Source organism: Streptomyces sp. SM11 (genome assembly GCF_002910905.1).
Taxonomy (GTDB): domain Bacteria; phylum Actinomycetota; class Actinomycetes; order Streptomycetales; family Streptomycetaceae; genus Streptomyces.
Genome location: NZ_NEUE01000140.1, coordinates 1 through 16881 on the forward strand (window position 1 = coordinate 1; position 16881 = coordinate 16881).

The window sequence follows — 16881 nt, forward strand, 5'->3', positions numbered from 1 at the left end:
GCCCGAGGGCGGCCAGAGCATGGCCCAGGGCGCCGCCCAGGTGCGGAACATGTGGCCCGACATCCTGGAGGCGGTCAAGAGCCGTCGGCGTTTCACCTGGATCCTGCTCAGCCAGAACGCCCAGGTCGCCGGGTTCGACGGGACGACGCTCCGGATCGGCTTCCTCAACGCGGGCGCCCGGGACAACTTCGCCGGCAGCGGCAGCGAGGAGATCCTCAAGCAGGCCCTCGTCGAACGCTTCAACGCCCAGTGGCGCATCGAAGCGGTCGTCGACCCCTCCGGTGGCGGCGGGATGCCCCCGCAGTCCGGTGGCGGCGGCGGACGTCCCGCCCCGCAGTACCAGCCCGCCCCGGCGGCGCCGGCGGCCCCGGTCGCGTACGAGCCCCGGCCCCAGCACTCCGCCCCGCAGCAGTCCTCGCCCCCGCCGCAGGGTCAGCACGCTCCGCAGGGCCAGCACGCGCAGCCGGACCGGCAGTCGCCGCCTCCCTCCGCGCCGCCGCAGGGCCGGGAGGCCGCGCCCGCCCCCGAGGCCTCCCACAGTCCGTACGGGGCGGAGCCGCCGCGGTCCGTGGCCCCCGAGGACGACACCGCGGAGGCCGACGATCCGGATCTCGTCGACTCCGCCCTCTCCGGCCACGAGCTGATCGTTCGCGAGCTGGGCGCCACGGTCGTCGAGGAGTTCACCAACGAGCAGTGAGGCGGTGGTAGGGCAGGGGCGGGCCTCCCCGGAGGCCGCGCAGCCGCCTCCGGGCCCGTTGGCCCGCCGCTTCACCCGTGTCCACGGACCGGCGGCCGTCGGGGCTCACCACGCCCGGCGGCTAGGCTGCACCCCGTGAAGGTCCTCGTCATCGGCGGCGGCGCCCGCGAACACGCCCTGTGCCGCTCTCTGTCCCTCGACCCCGATGTCACCGCTCTGTACTGCGCCCCCGGCAACGCCGGCATCGCAGAGGTGGCCGAACTGCACCCGGTCGACGCGCTCGACGGTGACGCCGTCGCGCGCCTCGCGACCGAGCTGGGCGCCGGGCTGGTGGTCGTCGGCCCGGAGGCGCCGCTCGTCGCCGGGGTCGCCGACGCCGTGCGCGCGGCCGGCATCCCCTGCTTCGGCCCCTCCGGCGAAGCCGCGCGGCTGGAAGGCTCCAAGGCGTTCGCCAAGGACGTCATGGCCGGCGCCGGAGTCCCCACCGCCCGCAGCTACGTCTGCACCACCCCCGCGGAGATCGACGAGGCCCTCGACGCCTTCGGCGCCCCGTACGTCGTCAAGGACGACGGCCTCGCGGCCGGCAAGGGCGTCGTCGTCACCGATGACGTGGCCGCGGCCCGGGCCCACGCGCTGTCCTGCGACCGCGTGGTCATCGAGGAGTTCCTCGACGGTCCCGAGGTCAGCCTCTTCGCGATCACCGACGGCACCACCGTGCTGCCGCTCCAGCCGGCCCAGGACTTCAAGCGGGCCCTGGACGGCGACGAGGGCCCGAACACCGGCGGCATGGGCGCCTACTCCCCGCTCCCGTGGGCGGACCCCAAGCTGGTCGACGAGGTCCTCCGGACCGTCCTCCAGCCGACCGTCGACGAGCTGCGCCGCCGGGGCACGCCCTTCTCCGGGCTGCTCTACGCGGGCCTCGCGATCACCTCGCGCGGCGTGCGGGTCATCGAGTTCAACGCCCGCTTCGGCGACCCGGAGACCCAGGTGGTGCTGGCCCGGCTGAAGACCCCGCTGGCGGGTGTCCTGCTCGCCTCGGCCAACGGCACCCTCGACGTCCTCCCGCCGCTGAACTGGCGCGACGACGCGGCCGTCACCGTGGTCATCGCCTCGCACAACTACCCGGACACCCCGCGCACCGGCGACCCGATCGACGGGCTCGCGGACGTCGCGGCGCAGGATGCCCCCGACGCGTACGTCCTGCACGCCGGGACCCGCGCCGAGGGCGACGCGGTCCTCAGCGCGGGCGGCCGGGTGCTCTCGGTGACCGCGACCGGCAAGGACCTCACGGCGGCCCGGGAGCGCGCCTACACCGCGCTCGGCCGGATCCGCCTGGACGGCTCCCAGCACCGTACGGACATCGCCCTGAAGGCCTCCCAGGGCTGACCCCCGTGACGCCCCCGCGGGTTCCGCAGGCCTCACAGGCCCGCGGGTTCCGCAGGCCCGCGGGTTCCGCAGGCCCCCGGGTTCCGCAGCCCCTCCGCCCGCCCCCGTACGCCACCGGCGTACGCGGAAGGCGCGAGGGGCTGCCCCCTGTCCGCGTCCGTGGGGAGGCGGCGGGCCGACTGCTTGCCCATGGACGCGAACACGTCAGCAGCTTTACCCAAAGCCATTCCATCGGGTGACGGCTGGGCCATCCGGATGACGGGTGCCGGAGCCCCAACTAGGGTGCGGCGCAAGCGTTCCGGCACTTGGCCCACCGGCATTGCGATGTCGGTGACGGGTGCCACAGTGGGGGAGTGAGCAACACCGTCGAGGGGCAGAGGGGGTGACGTCCGGCCATGTCCGGTATTGATGTGGGTGAGGAGCTGGGTGCGCGGGCCGCACAGGCCCGAGCGCTCTCCCTGCTGCGGATCCGCGGCAGGGCACTGGCCGTGGCGATCCTGCCCGCGGCGCTCGCCGTCGTGCTGTTCGCGGCGGGAGCGCAGGGCCACCTGGCCGGTCCGGCCTGGGACGCCGTGCGCTGGACTGTCCTCGGCGTCGCGGTTGTCGTGCTGACGGTGACCGTCCTGGTCGCCGTCTCCGTGGCCCGTGCGCGGCCCGCCACGAGTCCGACCGTCCCCGTGCCGGAGGAAGGGGCCCCCGACCTCTACCGCCTGGTCAGGGACCTGGCCGACCGGCTCGGTGTGCCCGCGCCCTCGGCCATGGCGCTGACCCCGGACTGCGACAGCTGGCTGGAGGACCGGACGCACCGCGCGCTCCGGAGGGGCCCGCGGTCCTCGGACGGGGCCGGGGACACCGCCCCCGTCCTGGTCATCGGCTCGCCGTTCCTGTGGTGGATGCGGGTCGCCGAGCTCCGCGCGGTCCTCGCCCCCGTGGTGGCGGGCACCGGCCCGTCCGCGCACCCCGACATAGCCGCCGCCCGCCGCTTCGTGCGCGGTCTGGACGCCGCGATCGCCGATGCCGCCCCCGGCCGCGGCGCGGTGCGCGGGGCGCCGCTCGCCTTCGCCGGCTGGGTCGCCCGGCTGCTGCTGCGGGCCTGCCGGGACCACGCGGCCGAGATGGAGCGCTGTGTGGCCGCCGCCGCGTCCATGCGGGCCCAGACGGTCGACCACGGGCTGCGCGTCTCCGCCCAGGAACAGGTCGGCCTCGCCTACGCCGGCTGGGACCGGCTGCTGACCAGGGTGGCGCTGCCCGCCTGGCGGATGGGCCGCTGGCCCTCCCGGCTGGACGCCGGGGTCGTCTCCGCGCTCACCGAGCTCTCCCGCCGGGACCGGCTGGCCGACGGCTTCGCCCTGCGCCTGGGCGAGCGGCCCGCGTGCGACCTGCTCGAAGAGCCCGGGGTGGCCGACGAGGCGGCGTCCCTGCTCGCCGCCCGGCTCTTCCACGGCGGCCCCGCCGAGAGCGGTCCGGGCTGGGCGCCGGTGGACTGGCAGCAGTATCCCGACGAGGTCGTCGACCGGATGTGGCGTACGGAAGCGGCCCGGCTGCACCGGGTCCTGGACACCGTGGGCATCCCCCGGGCCTCCGCCGGAGACCCGGCCGTCCCCACCCTGGCCCGGGTCGTGGAGCACCTGTCAGGTTCCGGCGGGCCCGGCGGCCCGGGCGAGAAGCTCGCGGTGGGCATCGGTGCCGCGGTCGCCCGCGAGGAGGCAGAGACCCCGGGGCACGGCGGTACGGGGCGCGGCGGTCCGGAGTCCGGTGCGGTCGACGACCCCCTCGACCTCTGGGGGCCGGGACCGTTGCCTCTCTTTCCGCTCCAGCCGCCGCGTACGGGCACCGAGCTGCTCGCCGACCACGTCGCGGCCATGGTCTGCTGCGCGGCCGTGGACACGGCGGGCGCGGCCCCCGGCCTGGACTGGCTGGACGGCCCCGCACTGCTCGTCGACGGCGAGCGCCGGGCGGACCTCGCGACTCCGGTCCTCAGCCTGGTCGAGGACGGCGATCCGGACCCGCTGCTGTCCTGGCTCGCCGAGGTGGGCGTGCGCTCCGACAAGCCGGTCCGGCTGGCGTGACCGCGTACGTGAACCCGGCACCCCGTCCGGCGCCCCATCCGGCACTTCACCCGGGTCACCACCCGGCACCCCACCCGGTTCCGTGACGTCTGCCGCGACGCCACAGCCCGGAAGGAACGGTTCCGGTCCCGTCAATTCGCGACGAAGGGTGACGGGGTGCATGCGTTATGTGATGTGCTGGGGACCGGCGCTGACATCCGGCGCACCAGAGTTGTCCGGGGGTTCCCCCGGAGTCGTCCGGCTCCGGGGGATCCGAGGGAGGGGCGCGGCATGGGGGCGGAGCAGATTCGCCGGTGGGAGTCGGGTGCCCTCGCGCACGCGGTGAGCGATCCCTTCGGGCAGGGCCCGCTGCCCTGGCTGCGCGGCAGTGAGAACTACTTCGACTACACCGGTCAGGTCGTCCCCTGGTACGCCGACCTCGCCCGCTCCACCGGCGGCGGCACCCGTACCGCCGACGACGTGCACCGCCAGATCAAGGGCTTCGTCTCACCCGGAGCAGCGGCCCCCGGCGAGGCCATCGACTTCCACATCACCGTGGACCCGCCCCAGCAGTTCTCCGTCGACGTCTACCGGATCGGACATTACGGCGGCGACGGCGCGTCCAAGATCACCACGAGCCCGCGGCTCTCCGGCATCGTCCAGCCCCCGCCGCTCGCCGCCGACCGGACCGTCTCCTGCCACCACTGGTGGATGTCCTGGCGGCTCCAGATCCCGAGCTACTGGTCGGTCGGCGCGTACGTGGCCGTTCTGACCACCGCCGACGGCTACCGCTCGCACATCCCCTTCACCGTGCGCCACGACCACCCCGCCGACCTGCTGCTCCTGCTGCCCGACATCACCTGGCAGGCGTACAACCTCTACCCGGAGGACGGCCGCACCGGCGCCAGCCTCTACCACGCGTGGGACGAGCGGGGGCGGCTGCTCGGCGAGGAGGACGCCGCCGTCACGATCTCCTTCGACCGCCCGTACGCCGGGGCCGGCCTGCCGCTGCACGTGGGACACGCGTACGACTTCATCCGCTGGGCCGAGCGGTACGGCTACGACCTCGCCTACGCCGACGCCCGCGACCTGCACGCGGGCCGCGTCGACCCCAGCCGCTACCGGGGCCTGGTCTTCCCCGGCCACGACGAGTACTGGTCGCTGCCGATGCGCCGGGCCGCCGTGCGCGCCCGGGACTCCGGCACCTCGCTCGTCTTCCTCTCCGCCAACACCATGTACTGGCAGGTGGGCCTCGCCCCGTCCGCCTCCGGCGAGGTGGACCGCCTGCTGACCTGCCGCAAGCGCCGGGGGCCCGGGAAGTCAGCCCTGTGGCGCGAGGTGGACCGGCCCGAGCAGCAGCTGCTGGGCATCCAGTACGCGGGCCGGGTGCCCGACCCCCGCCCGCTGGTCGTGCGCAACGCCGAGCACTGGCTCTGGGACTCCACGGGTGCGGTCGAGGGCGACGAGATCGCGGGGCTGGTCGCCGGTGAGGCCGACCGCTACTTCCCGCGCACCAGCCTGCCCGAGCACGACAACAGGATCCTGCTCGCCCACTCCCCGTACGAGGACTCCGAGGGCGCCACCCGCCACCAGGAGACCTCGCTCTACCAGTCCCCCTCCGGCGCGCTCGTCTTTGCCTCCGGCACCTTCGCCTGGTCCCCGGCACTGGACCGACCCGGGCACACCGACCCCCGGATCCAGCGGGCCACGGCCAATCTCCTCGACCGGATCTGCAAGCGGGACTGACGTCCGGGGGACGACCGCCACCGGGCCCCGTGCGCGTACCGCCCCGCGGATACGGGACAATCGGAACCGCTCCTGGATCAATCTACGCGGAGGCACCGTGTCCGGTTTTGTAGAAAAGCCCGAGCCCGTACAGGTTCCGGGCCTCACCCACCTGCACACCGGCAAGGTGCGTGACCTGTACCGGAACGAGGCGGGCGACCTCGTCATGGTCGCCAGCGACCGTATCTCCGCGTACGACTGGGTCCTGCCGACCGAGATCCCCGACAAGGGCCGCGTCCTCACCCGGCTCTCGCTCTGGTGGTTCGATCAGCTCGCCGACCTGGTCCCCAACCACGTCATTTCCACCGAGCTGCCCCCGGGCGCCCCGGCCGACTGGGCGGGCCGCACTCTCGTCTGCAGGTCCCTGCGCATGGTCGAGGTCGAATGCGTGGCCCGCGGCTATCTGACCGGCTCCGGGCTCGTCGAGTACGACGCCACCCGTACGGTCTGCGGCATCGGTCTCCCCGAGGGCCTGGTCAACGGGTCCGAGCTGCCCGGCCCGATCTTCACCCCGGCCACCAAGGCGGCCGTCGGCGACCACGACGAGAACGTCAGTTACGAGGACGTCGCCCGTGAGGTCGGTGTCGAGACGGCCGCCGAGCTGCGGCGCACGACGCTCGACGTCTACCGCCGGGCCCGGGACATCGCACACCAGCGCGGGATCATCCTGGCCGACACCAAGTTCGAGTTCGGCTTCGAGACCACCGAGGACGGGTCCGAGCGGCTGATCATCGCCGACGAGGTGCTGACCCCGGACTCCTCGCGCTTCTGGCCCGCCGCCACCTGGGAGCCCGGCCGCGCGCAGCCCAGCTACGACAAGCAGTTCGTGCGCGACTGGCTGACCTCGCCGGCCTCCGGCTGGGACCGCGCGAGCGAGCAGCCGCCGCCGGCGCTGCCGCAGGAGATCGTGGCGGCGACCCGCGCCAAGTACATCGAGGCGTACGAGGTGCTGACCGGCACCAACTGGTCGTAGCGGCAAGCGGATACGCAAGAAGCCCCGGTCCGAAAGGACCGGGGCTTCTTGGATGCTGAGCGGACGACCAGGTTCGAACTGGCGACCTCAACCTTGGCAAGGTTGCGCTCTACCAACTGAGCTACGTCCGCAGTGCGCCGAAGCGCGATGCCTACTATACCCAACCCCGCTCGCGTGCGAGACGCACTGCCGTATGCCGGTTCTCCGCACCGATCTTGGTGGCGGCCGAGGACAGATAGTTGCGTACGGTCCCCTGGGACAGCGAGGCCCGCTCCGCGATCTCCGCGACCGGCGCTCCGTCCGCCGCCAGTTCGAGCACCTCGGCCTCCCTGGCGGTGAGCGGAGAGTCCCCCGCGGAGATGGCGTCGGCCGCCAACTCCGGATCCACGTAACGGTTCCCGGCGTGGACGGTACGGATGATCTCGGCCAGCCGCCGGGCGCTGACCGTCTTCGGCACGAACCCCCGTACGCCGGCGGCCAGGGCCCGCTTGAGGTGTCCGGGGCGGCCGTGGCTGGTCACGATCATGGTGCGGCAGTGCGGCAGTTCCGTCCGCAGCGATGTGGCGACCTTCACACCGTCCGCCCCCGGCATCTGGAGATCCAGGACGGCGACGTCGGGCCGGTGCGCGAGAGCCATCGCCAGGGCCTCGGGGCCGCTCGCCGCCTCCGCGACCACGACGAGGTCCTCCTCCAGGGCGAGCAGTGCGGCCAGCGCGCCCCGGATCAGGTGCTCGTCGTCGGCCAGCAGAACCCGCAGGGGCTGCGCGGTGGTCATCGTTCCTCCGGGAGGACGGAAGGGGCGGGGGAAGGTTCGGGGGAAGGTGCGAGGCGGCCGTTCGCAGCCGGGCCGGGAGCCGTGATGGGCACTGTCGCCGTCACCCGGAAGAGATCGTCCGTGACGGCTCCGGCGCTGAGCGATCCGCCGAGCGCTCCGAGCCGTACCCGCAGCCCGGCCAGCCCCGAACCGCCGCCGTCGTCCGCGCCGCCGAGCGGGCGGGTGGCGCCGGCCCCGTCGTTCTCGACCTCCAGGACCACCGCGTCCCGCGTCCGCGCGAGCCGGATCCAGCAGTGGCGCGGGTCGCCGTGGCGCAGGACGTTCGTCGCGGTCTCGCGCACCACCCAGCCGAGCGCGGCCTGGACGGCGGCGGGAGCCCCGATGCCGGCCGGGCCGTCCGCGCCCTCGACGGTGACGATGATGCCCGCGGCCTGCAACACGCCCTGCGCGCCCATGAGCTCGGTCGGCAGGTCGGCCTCCCGGTAGCCGCGTACGACATCGCGGACCTCCTGCTGCGAGGCGCGGGCGATCCGCTGCACCTCGACCATCTGGTCCGTCGCCGCGGGGTTCCCGCGCTGGGCCAGCTCCACGGCCAGCTCGCTCTTCAGGGCGATCACCGACAGGTTCCGGCCCAGCACGTCGTGCATGTCCCGGCCGAACCGCAGCCGCTCCTCCGCCACCGCCAGCCGGGCCTGCATGTCCCGTGCCTCCTCCGCCTGCCACATCACGGACAGGCTCCAGACGCTCGGCCGGGCCGAGGTGAGCACCAGCAGGGTGATGGCGACCAGCGAGACGACCGCCCCGAGCAGCTGCCCGCCCGGTACGCCCACGGCCGCCAGGAGCGCCACGACGGCCACCGAGTAGGCGGCGGCGTGGAGCAGGAACCTCCGGACCGGGACGAGCAGGACGTACGGGATGGCGAACGCCACGGGCAGGTCCAGCACCAGCAGCACAAGCCCCTCGTCCTTCACGCCTCCCACCGCCGCGAGTGCCACCAGAAGGCCGGTCATCGCCACCTGGAGCGCGGCGGGCAGGCGCAATCGTCCCGGGAGGAACGGCTCTGTTCCCCGGTAGTCGTCGAAGGCGGGTGCCAGATTGCGGTTGCTCAGCACGGACTGGGCGATGTTGGCGGCGAGGAACGCTCCGCCCAGGGCCATCGCCGCCGGCCCCTCGTCCAGGGTCTCGCCGAGCGGCAGCAGCCCCCAGGACACCGCGAAGAACCAGGTGATCGAGCAGAGCGTCATCCGGCTGTAGAGGTCGATGCGCTCAAGCTTGCTGCGCTCGTGCCAGCCGCGCCGCCAGCCCCGTACCCGACCGATCACACCCCTCAGTCCCTCCATGTCAGCCGCGCGGGTCCCAGCGGAACCACCGTCGCACAGCAAACACGCCGAAAGCGGTCCAGGCCAGCGCGGTCACCCCGGCCGTGAACAGATCGCCGCTCTCCACGCCGCCGAGCCAGCCGTTCCGGATCAGGGTCATCACGCCCGTCATCGGCAGCAGCTCAAGGAACGAGGCCAGCTTGTCCGGGAACACCGCCAGCGGGATGAACAGTCCGGAGCCGAACATCGAGACGAAGAACAGCGGGAGGGTGGTGAGCTGCGAGGTCTGCACCGTCCGGGTGATCACGGTGGTCGCCGCCGCCAGGGCGGACATCAGGACGAAGGCCAGCAGCAGTCCGGCCAGCAGGAGGTCAGGGCGGTGCGGCGCGCTCAGGTCGAAGGCGATCGCGCCGGCCACCACCAGCAGCACGCACTGGGCGAGCGCCAGCGCGACGGACGGCAGCGCGGTGCCGATGAGGATCTCGCGGTCGGGGATCTCGCCGGTGCGCAGCCGCTTCAGGACGAGTTCCTCGCGCCGGGCGACGTACGCGGAGACGAGGTTCATGTAGACGACCTGGACGAGCACCATGCCGATGCCGCCGGTCAGGGTCGCGCCCGCGACGGTGAGCCCGGTGCCGCCGAGGTCGATCTGTTCGAGCGAGGACCGCATCGCGAAGATCATCGTGAGCGGCAGCAGCAGGGCCACGACGATCGCGGTCCGGTTGCGCACCAGGAGGATCAGCTCGGCGCGGCCCAGGGCGGTCAGCCGCCGGGTCACGGCCGCCGCGCCCGTGGGGGAGCCGGCGGGGGCCCGGTCGCGGACGGGGGTCGTGGTGGTCGTCATGCCGTCACCTTCTTCGTGCGCTTCGTGCCGTCGGAGCGGGTGGAGCGGTCGTGGACCTGGCGCGGGTCCTGGTCCCGGGGCGCGTTCCGAGCTTTCGCGATGTCGAGGAACGCCTCTTCCAGGGAGGCGGAGCGGGCGTCGAGACCGTGCAGCCGTACGCCGGACTCCCGGGCCCACTCCAGGAGTTCGTGCAGAGACTCCTGGAGGGCAGGGGTGCGGATCTCGACCCGGGACCCCTCGGCCGCGGCCCGCAGCGAGAGCGGGAGGCGTGCCGCCGGCACGGACTCGGGCAGAACGAACCGGATCCTGGCCGGCTGCCGCGCGGTCACCTCGGCGATGGTCCCGGTCGTCACGATCCTCCCCTGGTGCATGATCGCCAGGCGGTCCGCGAGGGCCTCGGCCTCCTCCAGGTAGTGCGTGGTCAGCAGCACGGTCGTGCCGCTGTCCCGCAGCGCCCGGACGAGCTCCCAGGTCTCCTGCCGCCCCTCGGCGTCCAGCCCGGTCGTCGGCTCGTCGAGGAAGAGCACCTCGGGCCGGGACGTCAGGGCGAGCGCCAGGTCGAGGCGGCGCTTCTCGCCGCCGGACAGCTGCTTGACCCGTACGCGTCCCCGGGCGGTCAGGCCGACCGTCTCCAGAGCCTCGGAGGCGGGGCGCGCGCCGGTGGTGCAGGCCGACCACATGCGTACGGTCTCCAGGACCGTGAGGTCGGAGGGGAAGCCGCCTTCCTGGAGCATCACCCCGGTGCGGGGGCGGACGGCGGCGCGTTCGCGGTACGGGTCGTGGCCGAGGACCCGAACCGTGCCGTCGGTCGGCGGCGCCAGGCCCTCCAGGAGTTCCACGGTGGAGGTCTTGCCCGCGCCGTTCGTCCCGAGCAGGGCGAACAGTTCGCCGCGGGCCACGGAGAAGGAGATTCCGGACACGGCCTCGAAGCCGCCGGCGTAACGGCGTCGGACCCCGTTCGCCTCGATCACGGGACCGTCCACGCGGTCGCTGAGAATGTCGTCGCTGGTCATGCCCCCAGGCTTCCGCCGGAACCGGCCCGCGAGCAGTGCGCGCTGTCACCACTGCTCATGACAAACGTCATGGCGTGCTTGGGGAAGGAGACCGGGAACACGACAAAGGCCCTGACCAGAAGGTCAGGGCCTTTGATGCTGAGCGGACGACCAGGTTCGAACTGGCGACCTCAACCTTGGCAAGGTTGCGCTCTACCAACTGAGCTACGTCCGCAATGCAGCCACTCGGCTTTCACCGGTGGAGCGAGCACTACTCTACCTGATCCAACGAAGTGGTCTGAAGAGTCGTGCAGAGCGGGTGACAGGAATTGCACACTGCGCCTTCCCCCTGGAAGGGGGATGTTCTACTACTGAACTACACCCGCACGCTGCGTGGGATTCGGCTTTGCGGCCTCGCCCCTCGGCGTGCTCCAGACTCTAGCCGACCTGCGGGGCCGGCCGGCCGGGCATCCGGGGCCGCCTGACGGGGCGTCCGGCTTCCCGGCTCCCCCGGCTTCCCCCGGCCCGCCGGGCACCGGCGGGTCCGGGGCGGCTCGAACCGGCCCGCCGGCCCCGGGGCTCAGTCAGCCGCGTCGAACGCCTCGTAGACCTTCTTCGGGATGCGGCCCCGGGCCGGTACCTCCATCCGGTGCGAGCGGGCCCAGGCGCGGACGGCCGCCGGGTCCGGGGCGAGGGAGGTGTGGTGGTAGGTCGTGGGCGTCCTGCCGTGCTTGCTGGCATTTGTCTGCCTACGGCCGGCGGCCACGTAAGGCGCCAGGGTCTTCCGCAGTTTCTTCGCGTTGGCGGGGTTGAGATCGATCTCGTACGTCTTCCCGTCCAGGGCGAAGGTCATCGTTTCCGCCGCTGCTCCCCCGTCGATGTCGTCGGAGAGCGTCACCACTACGCGCTGAGCCACGGATATCAGTCCTTTCCTACGGCACCGGCGCGTGTCGCGTGCGCGGATGCCGGCCTTCCGGCTGTCAGGCGGGCGGATGCGGATCGACGAGGTGTCGACTGTTCCGTTGTCCCCGGGGCAATGTTGCTTTCCCCGGTAATCATTTGTACAGCGGCGGGTACCGCATTGTGAAGCCCGGCCAATTGCATCCGCGTGTCCGTGTGCAATCCGTGTGCAATCAGGGAGGGTTTTTTCCAGACCTTTTCCGTGCAGTGTCGTGTTCGATATCTCGGTGTGGTCTGCGCGGTGCGCTCGCCGGTGTCCGTCCCGCCCGATATCTACCCGCGTAGAAATTTTGGCCAGGTACGCTGAGTGGACCCGCGGGGGTCTGGGGAACCCCCCCGGAGAGACAGCCGCATCACACCACCACACCGGGAGTGCCAGTGGCACGCGTCGTAGTCGACGTCATGCTCAAGCCCGAGATCCTCGACCCGCAGGGACAGGCGGTGCAGCGTGCACTGCCCCGTCTCGGCTTCGAGGGAATCGCGGACGTTCGTCAGGGAAAGCGTTTCGAGCTGGAGGTCGAGGGGCCGGTCGACGACGCCGCCCTCGCCCGTATTAACGAGCTGGCCGAGACGTTCCTCGCCAACACCGTCATCGAGGACTTCGTCGTGAAGGTGGAGGAGAAGTGACCACCCGTATCGGCGTCGTCACTTTTCCCGGCACCCTCGACGATCAGGACGCCCTGCGCGCAGTCCGGATCGCGGGCGCCGAGCCCGTGTCCCTGTGGCACCGCGACAAGGACCTGCACCAGGTCGACGCGGTCGTCCTGGCCGGCGGTTTCTCCTACGGGGACTACCTCCGCGCCGGAGCCATCTCCCGCTTCTCGCCGGTGATGGAAACGCTCATCGAGCAGGCGAAGGCCGGTATGCCGGTCCTCGGTATCTGCAACGGCTTCCAGATCCTGACCGAGGCGCACCTGCTGCCCGGCGCGATGCTGCGTAACAACCACCTGCACTTCATCTGCCGTGACCAGAAGCTGCGGGTGGAGACCGCGGAGACCGCCTGGACCTCGGACTACAGCGCCGGCCAGGAGATCAGCGTCCCGCTCAAGAACGTGGACGGCCGGTACACCGCCGACGAGCGCACGCTCGACGAGCTGGAGGCCGAGGGCCGCGTCGCCTTCCGTTACCTCGACGGCAACCCCAACGGCTCGCTCCGCGACATCGCGGGCATCACCAACGCCTCGGGCAACATCGTCGGCCTGATGCCGCACCCGGAGCACGCCGTGGAGCCGCTGATCGGCACCGGCGGCACCGACGGCCTCGGTTTCTTCACCTCGATCATCAAGAAGCTGGTCAACGCATGAGCCTGGATACGGTCAAGCACGCGGCCGAGACCCCGGACGCCGAGCAGCCCTGGAAGGAGCTCGGCCTCAAGGAGGACGAGTACGCCCGGATCCGCGAGATCCTGGGCCGCCGTCCCACCGGCGCCGAGCTCGCCATGTACTCCGTGATGTGGTCGGAGCACTGCTCGTACAAGAGCAGCAAGGTCCACCTCAAGCAGTTCGGCGAGAAGGTCCCCGCCAACGACGCGATGCTCGTCGGCATCGGCGAGAACGCCGGCGTCGTCGACGTCGGCCAGGGGTACGCGGTCACCTTCAAGGTCGAGTCGCACAACCACCCCTCGTACATCGAGCCCTACCAGGGCGCGGCCACCGGCATCGGCGGCATCGTCCGCGACATCCTCGCGATGGGCGCCCGCCCCGTCGCGGTCGTGGACCCGCTGCGCTTCGGCGCGGCCGACCACCCCGACACCAAGCGCGTCCTGCCGGGCGTCGTCGCGGGCATCGGCGGCTACGGCAACTGCCTGGGCCTGCCCAACATCGGCGGCGAGGTCGTCTTCGACGCCTGCTACCAGGGCAACCCGCTGGTCAACGCCGGCTGCATCGGCGTGATGAAGCACGAGGACATCCACCTCGCGCAGGCTTCGGGCCCCGGCAACAAGGTCATCCTCTACGGCGCCCGCACCGGCGGCGACGGCATCGGCGGCGTCTCCGTGCTGGCCTCGGAGACCTTCGAGTCCACCGGCCCGGCCAAGCGCCCCGCCGTCCAGGTCGGCGACCCGTTCCAGGAGAAGCTCCTCATTGAGTGCACCCTGGAGATCTTCAAGGAGAAGCTCGTCGCGGGCATCCAGGACCTCGGCGGCGCCGGGCTCTCCTGTGCCACCAGCGAGCTGGCCTCCGCCGGTTCCGGCGGGATGCGCGTCGAGCTGGACACCGTGCCGCTGCGCGACTCCTCCCTCTCGCCCGAGGAAATCCTCATGAGCGAGTCGCAGGAGCGCATGTGCGCGATCGTCGAGCCGCGGCACGTGGACCGCTTCCTGGAGATCTGCGAGAAGTGGGACGTCATCGCCACCGTCATCGGTGAGGTGACCGAGGGCTCCCAGCTGGAGATCTTCTGGCACGGCGAGCAGATCGTGGACGTGCCGCCGCGCTCGGTCGCCCACGACGGCCCGGTCTACCACCGCCCGTTCGCCCGCCCGTCCTGGCAGGACGCGCTCCAGGCCGACGACGCCGGCAAGCTCGCCCGCCCGGCGAACGCGGCCGAGCTGCGCGAGCAGGTCCTCAAGCTGGTCGCCTCCCCGAACCAGGCCTCCAAGTCCTGGATCACCGACCAGTACGACCGCTTCGTGCAGGGCAACACCGTCCTCGCGATGCCCGAGGACGCGGGCATGGTCCGCATCGACGCCGAGTCGAACCTGGGCGTGGCCATGGCGACCGACGGCAACGGCCGGTACGCCAAGCTCGACCCGTACACCGGCGCGCAGCTCGCGCTGGCGGAGTCGTACCGCAACGTCGCCGCCTCCGGCGCCAAGCCGCTGGCCATCTCGGACTGCCTGAACTTCGGTTCGCCCGAGGACCCGGACGTCATGTGGCAGTTCGCCGAGGCCACCCGCGGCCTCGCGGACGGCTGCCTGGAGCTGGGCACCCCGGTCACCGGAGGCAACGTCTCGCTGTACAACCAGACCGGTGAGACGGCGATCCACCCGACGCCGGTCGTGGCCGTGCTCGGCGTGATCGACGACGTCAACCGCCGTACGCCGGTCGCCTTCGCGGAAGAGGGCCAGCTCCTCTACCTGCTGGGCGACACCCGCGAGGAGTTCGGCGGCTCGGCCTGGTCCGAGGTCGTCCACAACCACCTGGGCGGCCTGCCGCCCCAGGTGGACCTCGGCCGCGAGAAGCTGCTCGCCGAGATCCTCGTCTCGGCCTCCCGCGACGGCATGATCGACGCCGCGCACGACCTGAGCGACGGCGGTCTGATCCAGGCCGTCACCGAGTCCTGCCTGCGCGGCGGGAAGGGCGCCCGGCTGGTCGTGCCGGACGGCCTGGACGCGTTCACGTTCCTCTTCTCCGAGTCGGCGGGACGCGCGGTCGTCTCGATCCCGCGCAGCGAGGAGCTCCGCTTCAACGACATGTGCGGCGCGCGCGGTCTGCCCGTCACCCGCATCGGTGTCGTGGACGGCGAGGAGATCGAGGTCCAGGGCGAGTTCAGCATCCCGCTGAGCGAGCTCCGTACGGCGCACGAGGCGACGATCCCCGCGCTGCTCGCCTGAGGAGAGCGCCGACCGGCGCCTCCGAAGCCCCCGCCCGGGTCCTCCGGGCGGGGGCTTCGGTCTTCCGCCTACATCCCCACATCCCTTGATAGGAATTACGTAATTACGTAAAGTTGGTGTCATGGAGCTGGAGCAGCGGGTCGCCGTGCTGGAGCGGCGGCTCACGGCACTGGAGCGGCAGGACGGGGAGTCCCCCCGCCTGGGCGACGGCGACTTCTGGGCGCTGGAAGGACTGAAGCAGCAGCTCGCCGAGGTCGGGGAGGCCGCGGCCGACGGGGGAGTGCTCTACACGGGCTCGGTACGGCTGCCCACCGGTGAGCAGTACGAGTGGCAGTACGGCGCGTTCACCGAGGCCCTGGTCGACGGGGACTGGGCGGACGCCGCCGAGTCGTTCGCCGCGCTGGGCCACCCGGTCCGGCTGCGTCTGCTCCGCGAGATCCTCGGCGGTCTGAGGACGGCCGCCGAACTGGCCGAGCTCGACGGGGCCGGCACCACCGGCCAGATCTACCACCACCTGCGCCAGCTGACCGGCGCGGGCTGGCTGCACGCGGCCGGGCGAGGCAGGTACGAGGTGCCGCCCGCCCGGGTCGTACCGCTGCTGGTGGTGCTGACGGCGGCGCGGCCGTAGAACCAACGGAAAACAGGGGGAAACATGTCTGTCCGCACAGCCGTTCCGATCGCCATGCGGCTGTCCTGGCTGGTCCTGTTCGCGCTGGTGATCAGCGAGTTCTTCACGGATCTGCCCGGACCGGGCTGGGCGACCACCTTCCTGCCCGCGACGGTCGTTCTCGTCCTCATGGTGGCGACGACGGCCCTGCAGGCCCGGGCCGCCGCGCCCCGGGGCGAGCCGAGGCCCCCGGTCGAGGTCGACCCGCCGGTGACCGGGCGCTGGACGGCCCTGAACAGCCCGGCGGACAAGGTGCCGAGCCACGGGACGCACGGGTACGGGCAGACGTACGCGATCGACATCGTGGCCGACCCCGAGACCGGTGAGGACGAGCCCCCTGCCCGGCCCGCGTTCGGCCGGCTCTGGCCGCTCTTCCGCCGCAGCCGCGCCTTCCCGGCATTCGGCGCCCCGCTGCTCGCGGTGGCCGACGCCACGGTCGTCCGGGCGAGCGACGGCCAGCGCGACCACCTGAGCCGCAACTCGCTTCCCGCTCTCGCCTACCTGATGCTCATCGAGGGCAACATCCGGTCCATCGTCGGCGTGCACCGGGTCATCGGCAACCACGTGATCCTCGACCTCGGCGACAGCACGTACGCCGTCTACGCGCACGCCCAGCGCGGCTCGCTCCGGGTGAAGCCCGGGGACACCGTCCGGGCCGGGCAGCGGATCGCGCGGTGCGGAAACTCCGGCAACACCACCGAACCCCACCTCCATTTCCACCTGATGGACGGCCCGGACCTCGACAACGCCCGGGGCGTCCCGTTCACCTGGCGGGGAGTCGGGGTTCCCGCGAACGGCGAGACGTTCACCGTCGAGGAGCAGTCCGAGGAGCAGGTCGCACAGGCCTGACCGGGCGGTGTCGGTGGGGCCGGTTAGTCTCGGCCC

General features: G+C 72.2%; 14 protein-coding genes, 3 tRNA genes and 1 pseudogene. 10 read left to right on the forward strand and 8 right to left on the reverse strand.

Going from position 1 to position 16881, the window contains the following annotated elements; translation table 11 throughout:
- The 5 genes and pseudogenes from B9S58_RS11395 to B9S58_RS11415 form a co-directional block, all read left to right on the forward strand.
- Positions 1 to 697 (forward strand): annotated as a pseudogene (locus tag B9S58_RS11395) (DNA polymerase III subunit gamma and tau); the annotation flags it as partial.
- A gap of 135 nt (positions 698 to 832) precedes the next feature.
- A complete protein-coding gene (gene purD / locus B9S58_RS11400) occupies positions 833 to 2083 on the forward strand; it encodes a phosphoribosylamine--glycine ligase (RefSeq protein WP_103532005.1) in 1251 nt (416 codons plus the stop codon).
- Between the two features lie 395 nt (positions 2084 to 2478).
- A complete protein-coding gene (locus tag B9S58_RS11405; protein ID WP_103532006.1) occupies positions 2479 to 4152 on the forward strand; it encodes a hypothetical protein in 1674 nt (557 codons plus the stop codon).
- Positions 4153 to 4422: 270 nt separating this feature from the next.
- Positions 4423 to 5877, forward strand: coding sequence for a N,N-dimethylformamidase beta subunit family domain-containing protein (locus B9S58_RS11410; RefSeq protein ID WP_103532007.1), 1455 nt, complete (start codon positions 4423 to 4425; stop codon positions 5875 to 5877).
- A 97-nt stretch (positions 5878 to 5974) separates the two neighbouring features.
- Positions 5975 to 6889 carry a phosphoribosylaminoimidazolesuccinocarboxamide synthase gene (locus B9S58_RS11415; RefSeq protein ID WP_103532008.1) on the forward strand — a complete coding sequence of 305 codons (915 nt, stop codon included), beginning with the start codon at positions 5975 to 5977 and terminating at the stop codon, positions 6887 to 6889.
- A gap of 58 nt (positions 6890 to 6947) precedes the next feature.
- Here B9S58_RS11415 and B9S58_RS11420 read toward each other — a convergent pair.
- The 8 genes from B9S58_RS11420 to B9S58_RS11455 all read right to left on the reverse strand — a co-directional run bounded on the left by B9S58_RS11420 (position 6948) and on the right by B9S58_RS11455 (position 11735).
- Positions 6948 to 7020 (reverse strand) — tRNA-Gly (locus B9S58_RS11420).
- Between the two features lie 23 nt (positions 7021 to 7043).
- Entirely contained in the window at positions 7044 to 7664 is a 621-nt protein-coding gene (locus B9S58_RS11425; protein ID WP_003968028.1) for a response regulator transcription factor, read from the reverse strand.
- The gene (locus tag B9S58_RS11430) at positions 7661 to 9004 is read right to left on the reverse strand and encodes a sensor histidine kinase (RefSeq protein ID WP_103532009.1); all 1344 of its coding nucleotides are present in this window, start codon (positions 9002 to 9004) and stop codon (positions 7661 to 7663) included. The genes B9S58_RS11425 and B9S58_RS11430 overlap by 4 nt, the downstream gene beginning before the upstream one ends.
- 1 nt (position 9005) lies before the next feature.
- Complete coding sequence (locus B9S58_RS11435; RefSeq protein WP_103532010.1) at positions 9006 to 9827, reverse strand: ABC transporter permease; 822 nt, start codon at positions 9825 to 9827, stop codon at positions 9006 to 9008.
- Complete coding sequence (locus B9S58_RS11440) at positions 9824 to 10840, reverse strand: ABC transporter ATP-binding protein (protein WP_103532011.1); 1017 nt, start codon at positions 10838 to 10840, stop codon at positions 9824 to 9826. The genes B9S58_RS11435 and B9S58_RS11440 overlap by 4 nt, the downstream gene beginning before the upstream one ends.
- Positions 10841 to 10981: 141 nt before the next feature.
- A tRNA-Gly gene (locus B9S58_RS11445) sits at positions 10982 to 11054 on the reverse strand.
- Positions 11055 to 11133: 79 nt separating this feature from the next.
- A tRNA-Gly gene (locus B9S58_RS11450) sits at positions 11134 to 11205 on the reverse strand.
- Positions 11206 to 11399: 194 nt separating this feature from the next.
- The gene (locus tag B9S58_RS11455; protein WP_103532012.1) at positions 11400 to 11735 is read right to left on the reverse strand and encodes an Lsr2 family protein; all 336 of its coding nucleotides are present in this window, start codon (positions 11733 to 11735) and stop codon (positions 11400 to 11402) included.
- 422 nt (positions 11736 to 12157) lie between these two features.
- Between B9S58_RS11455 and purS the strand changes: the two genes are divergently transcribed.
- The 5 genes from purS to B9S58_RS11480 all read left to right on the forward strand — a co-directional run bounded on the left by purS (position 12158) and on the right by B9S58_RS11480 (position 16845).
- Positions 12158 to 12406, forward strand: coding sequence for a phosphoribosylformylglycinamidine synthase subunit PurS (gene purS, locus B9S58_RS11460; RefSeq protein WP_103532013.1), 249 nt, complete (start codon positions 12158 to 12160; stop codon positions 12404 to 12406).
- Entirely contained in the window at positions 12403 to 13083 is a 681-nt protein-coding gene (gene purQ, locus B9S58_RS11465) for a phosphoribosylformylglycinamidine synthase subunit PurQ (RefSeq protein ID WP_103532014.1), read from the forward strand. The genes purS and purQ overlap by 4 nt, the downstream gene beginning before the upstream one ends.
- Positions 13080 to 15329, forward strand: a complete 2250-nt coding sequence (gene purL, locus B9S58_RS11470; protein WP_103532015.1) for a phosphoribosylformylglycinamidine synthase subunit PurL — start codon at positions 13080 to 13082, stop codon at positions 15327 to 15329. Before purQ ends, purL begins: the two co-directional genes overlap by 4 nt.
- Before the next feature lie 121 nt (positions 15330 to 15450).
- Positions 15451 to 15957: a helix-turn-helix transcriptional regulator gene (locus B9S58_RS11475; protein WP_103532016.1), complete on the forward strand. Its 507-nt coding sequence runs from the start codon at positions 15451 to 15453 to the stop codon at positions 15955 to 15957.
- A 24-nt stretch (positions 15958 to 15981) separates the two neighbouring features.
- Entirely contained in the window at positions 15982 to 16845 is an 864-nt protein-coding gene (locus B9S58_RS11480) for a M23 family metallopeptidase (protein WP_103532017.1), read from the forward strand.
- Positions 16846 to 16881: the final 36 nt, after the last annotated feature.

Excerpts from the sequence above, each read along its gene's own strand:
- purL (WP_103532015.1), top strand. The coding sequence starts at position 13,080 with ATGAGCCTGGATACGGTCAAGCACGCGGCCGAGACCCCGGACGCCGAG.
- B9S58_RS11405 (WP_103532006.1), top strand. The coding sequence starts at position 2,479 with ATGTCCGGTATTGATGTGGGTGAGGAGCTGGGTGCGCGGGCCGCACAG.
- B9S58_RS11410 (WP_103532007.1), top strand. The coding sequence starts at position 4,423 with ATGGGGGCGGAGCAGATTCGCCGGTGGGAGTCGGGTGCCCTCGCGCAC.
- B9S58_RS11475 (WP_103532016.1), top strand. The coding sequence starts at position 15,451 with ATGGAGCTGGAGCAGCGGGTCGCCGTGCTGGAGCGGCGGCTCACGGCA.
- B9S58_RS11435 (WP_103532010.1), bottom strand. The coding sequence starts at position 9,827 with ATGACGACCACCACGACCCCCGTCCGCGACCGGGCCCCCGCCGGCTCC.
- B9S58_RS11430 (WP_103532009.1), bottom strand. The coding sequence starts at position 9,004 with ATGGAGGGACTGAGGGGTGTGATCGGTCGGGTACGGGGCTGGCGGCGC.
- B9S58_RS11440 (WP_103532011.1), bottom strand. The coding sequence starts at position 10,840 with ATGACCAGCGACGACATTCTCAGCGACCGCGTGGACGGTCCCGTGATC.
- B9S58_RS11425 (WP_003968028.1), bottom strand. The coding sequence starts at position 7,664 with ATGACCACCGCGCAGCCCCTGCGGGTTCTGCTGGCCGACGACGAGCAC.
- B9S58_RS11480 (WP_103532017.1), top strand. The coding sequence starts at position 15,982 with ATGTCTGTCCGCACAGCCGTTCCGATCGCCATGCGGCTGTCCTGGCTG.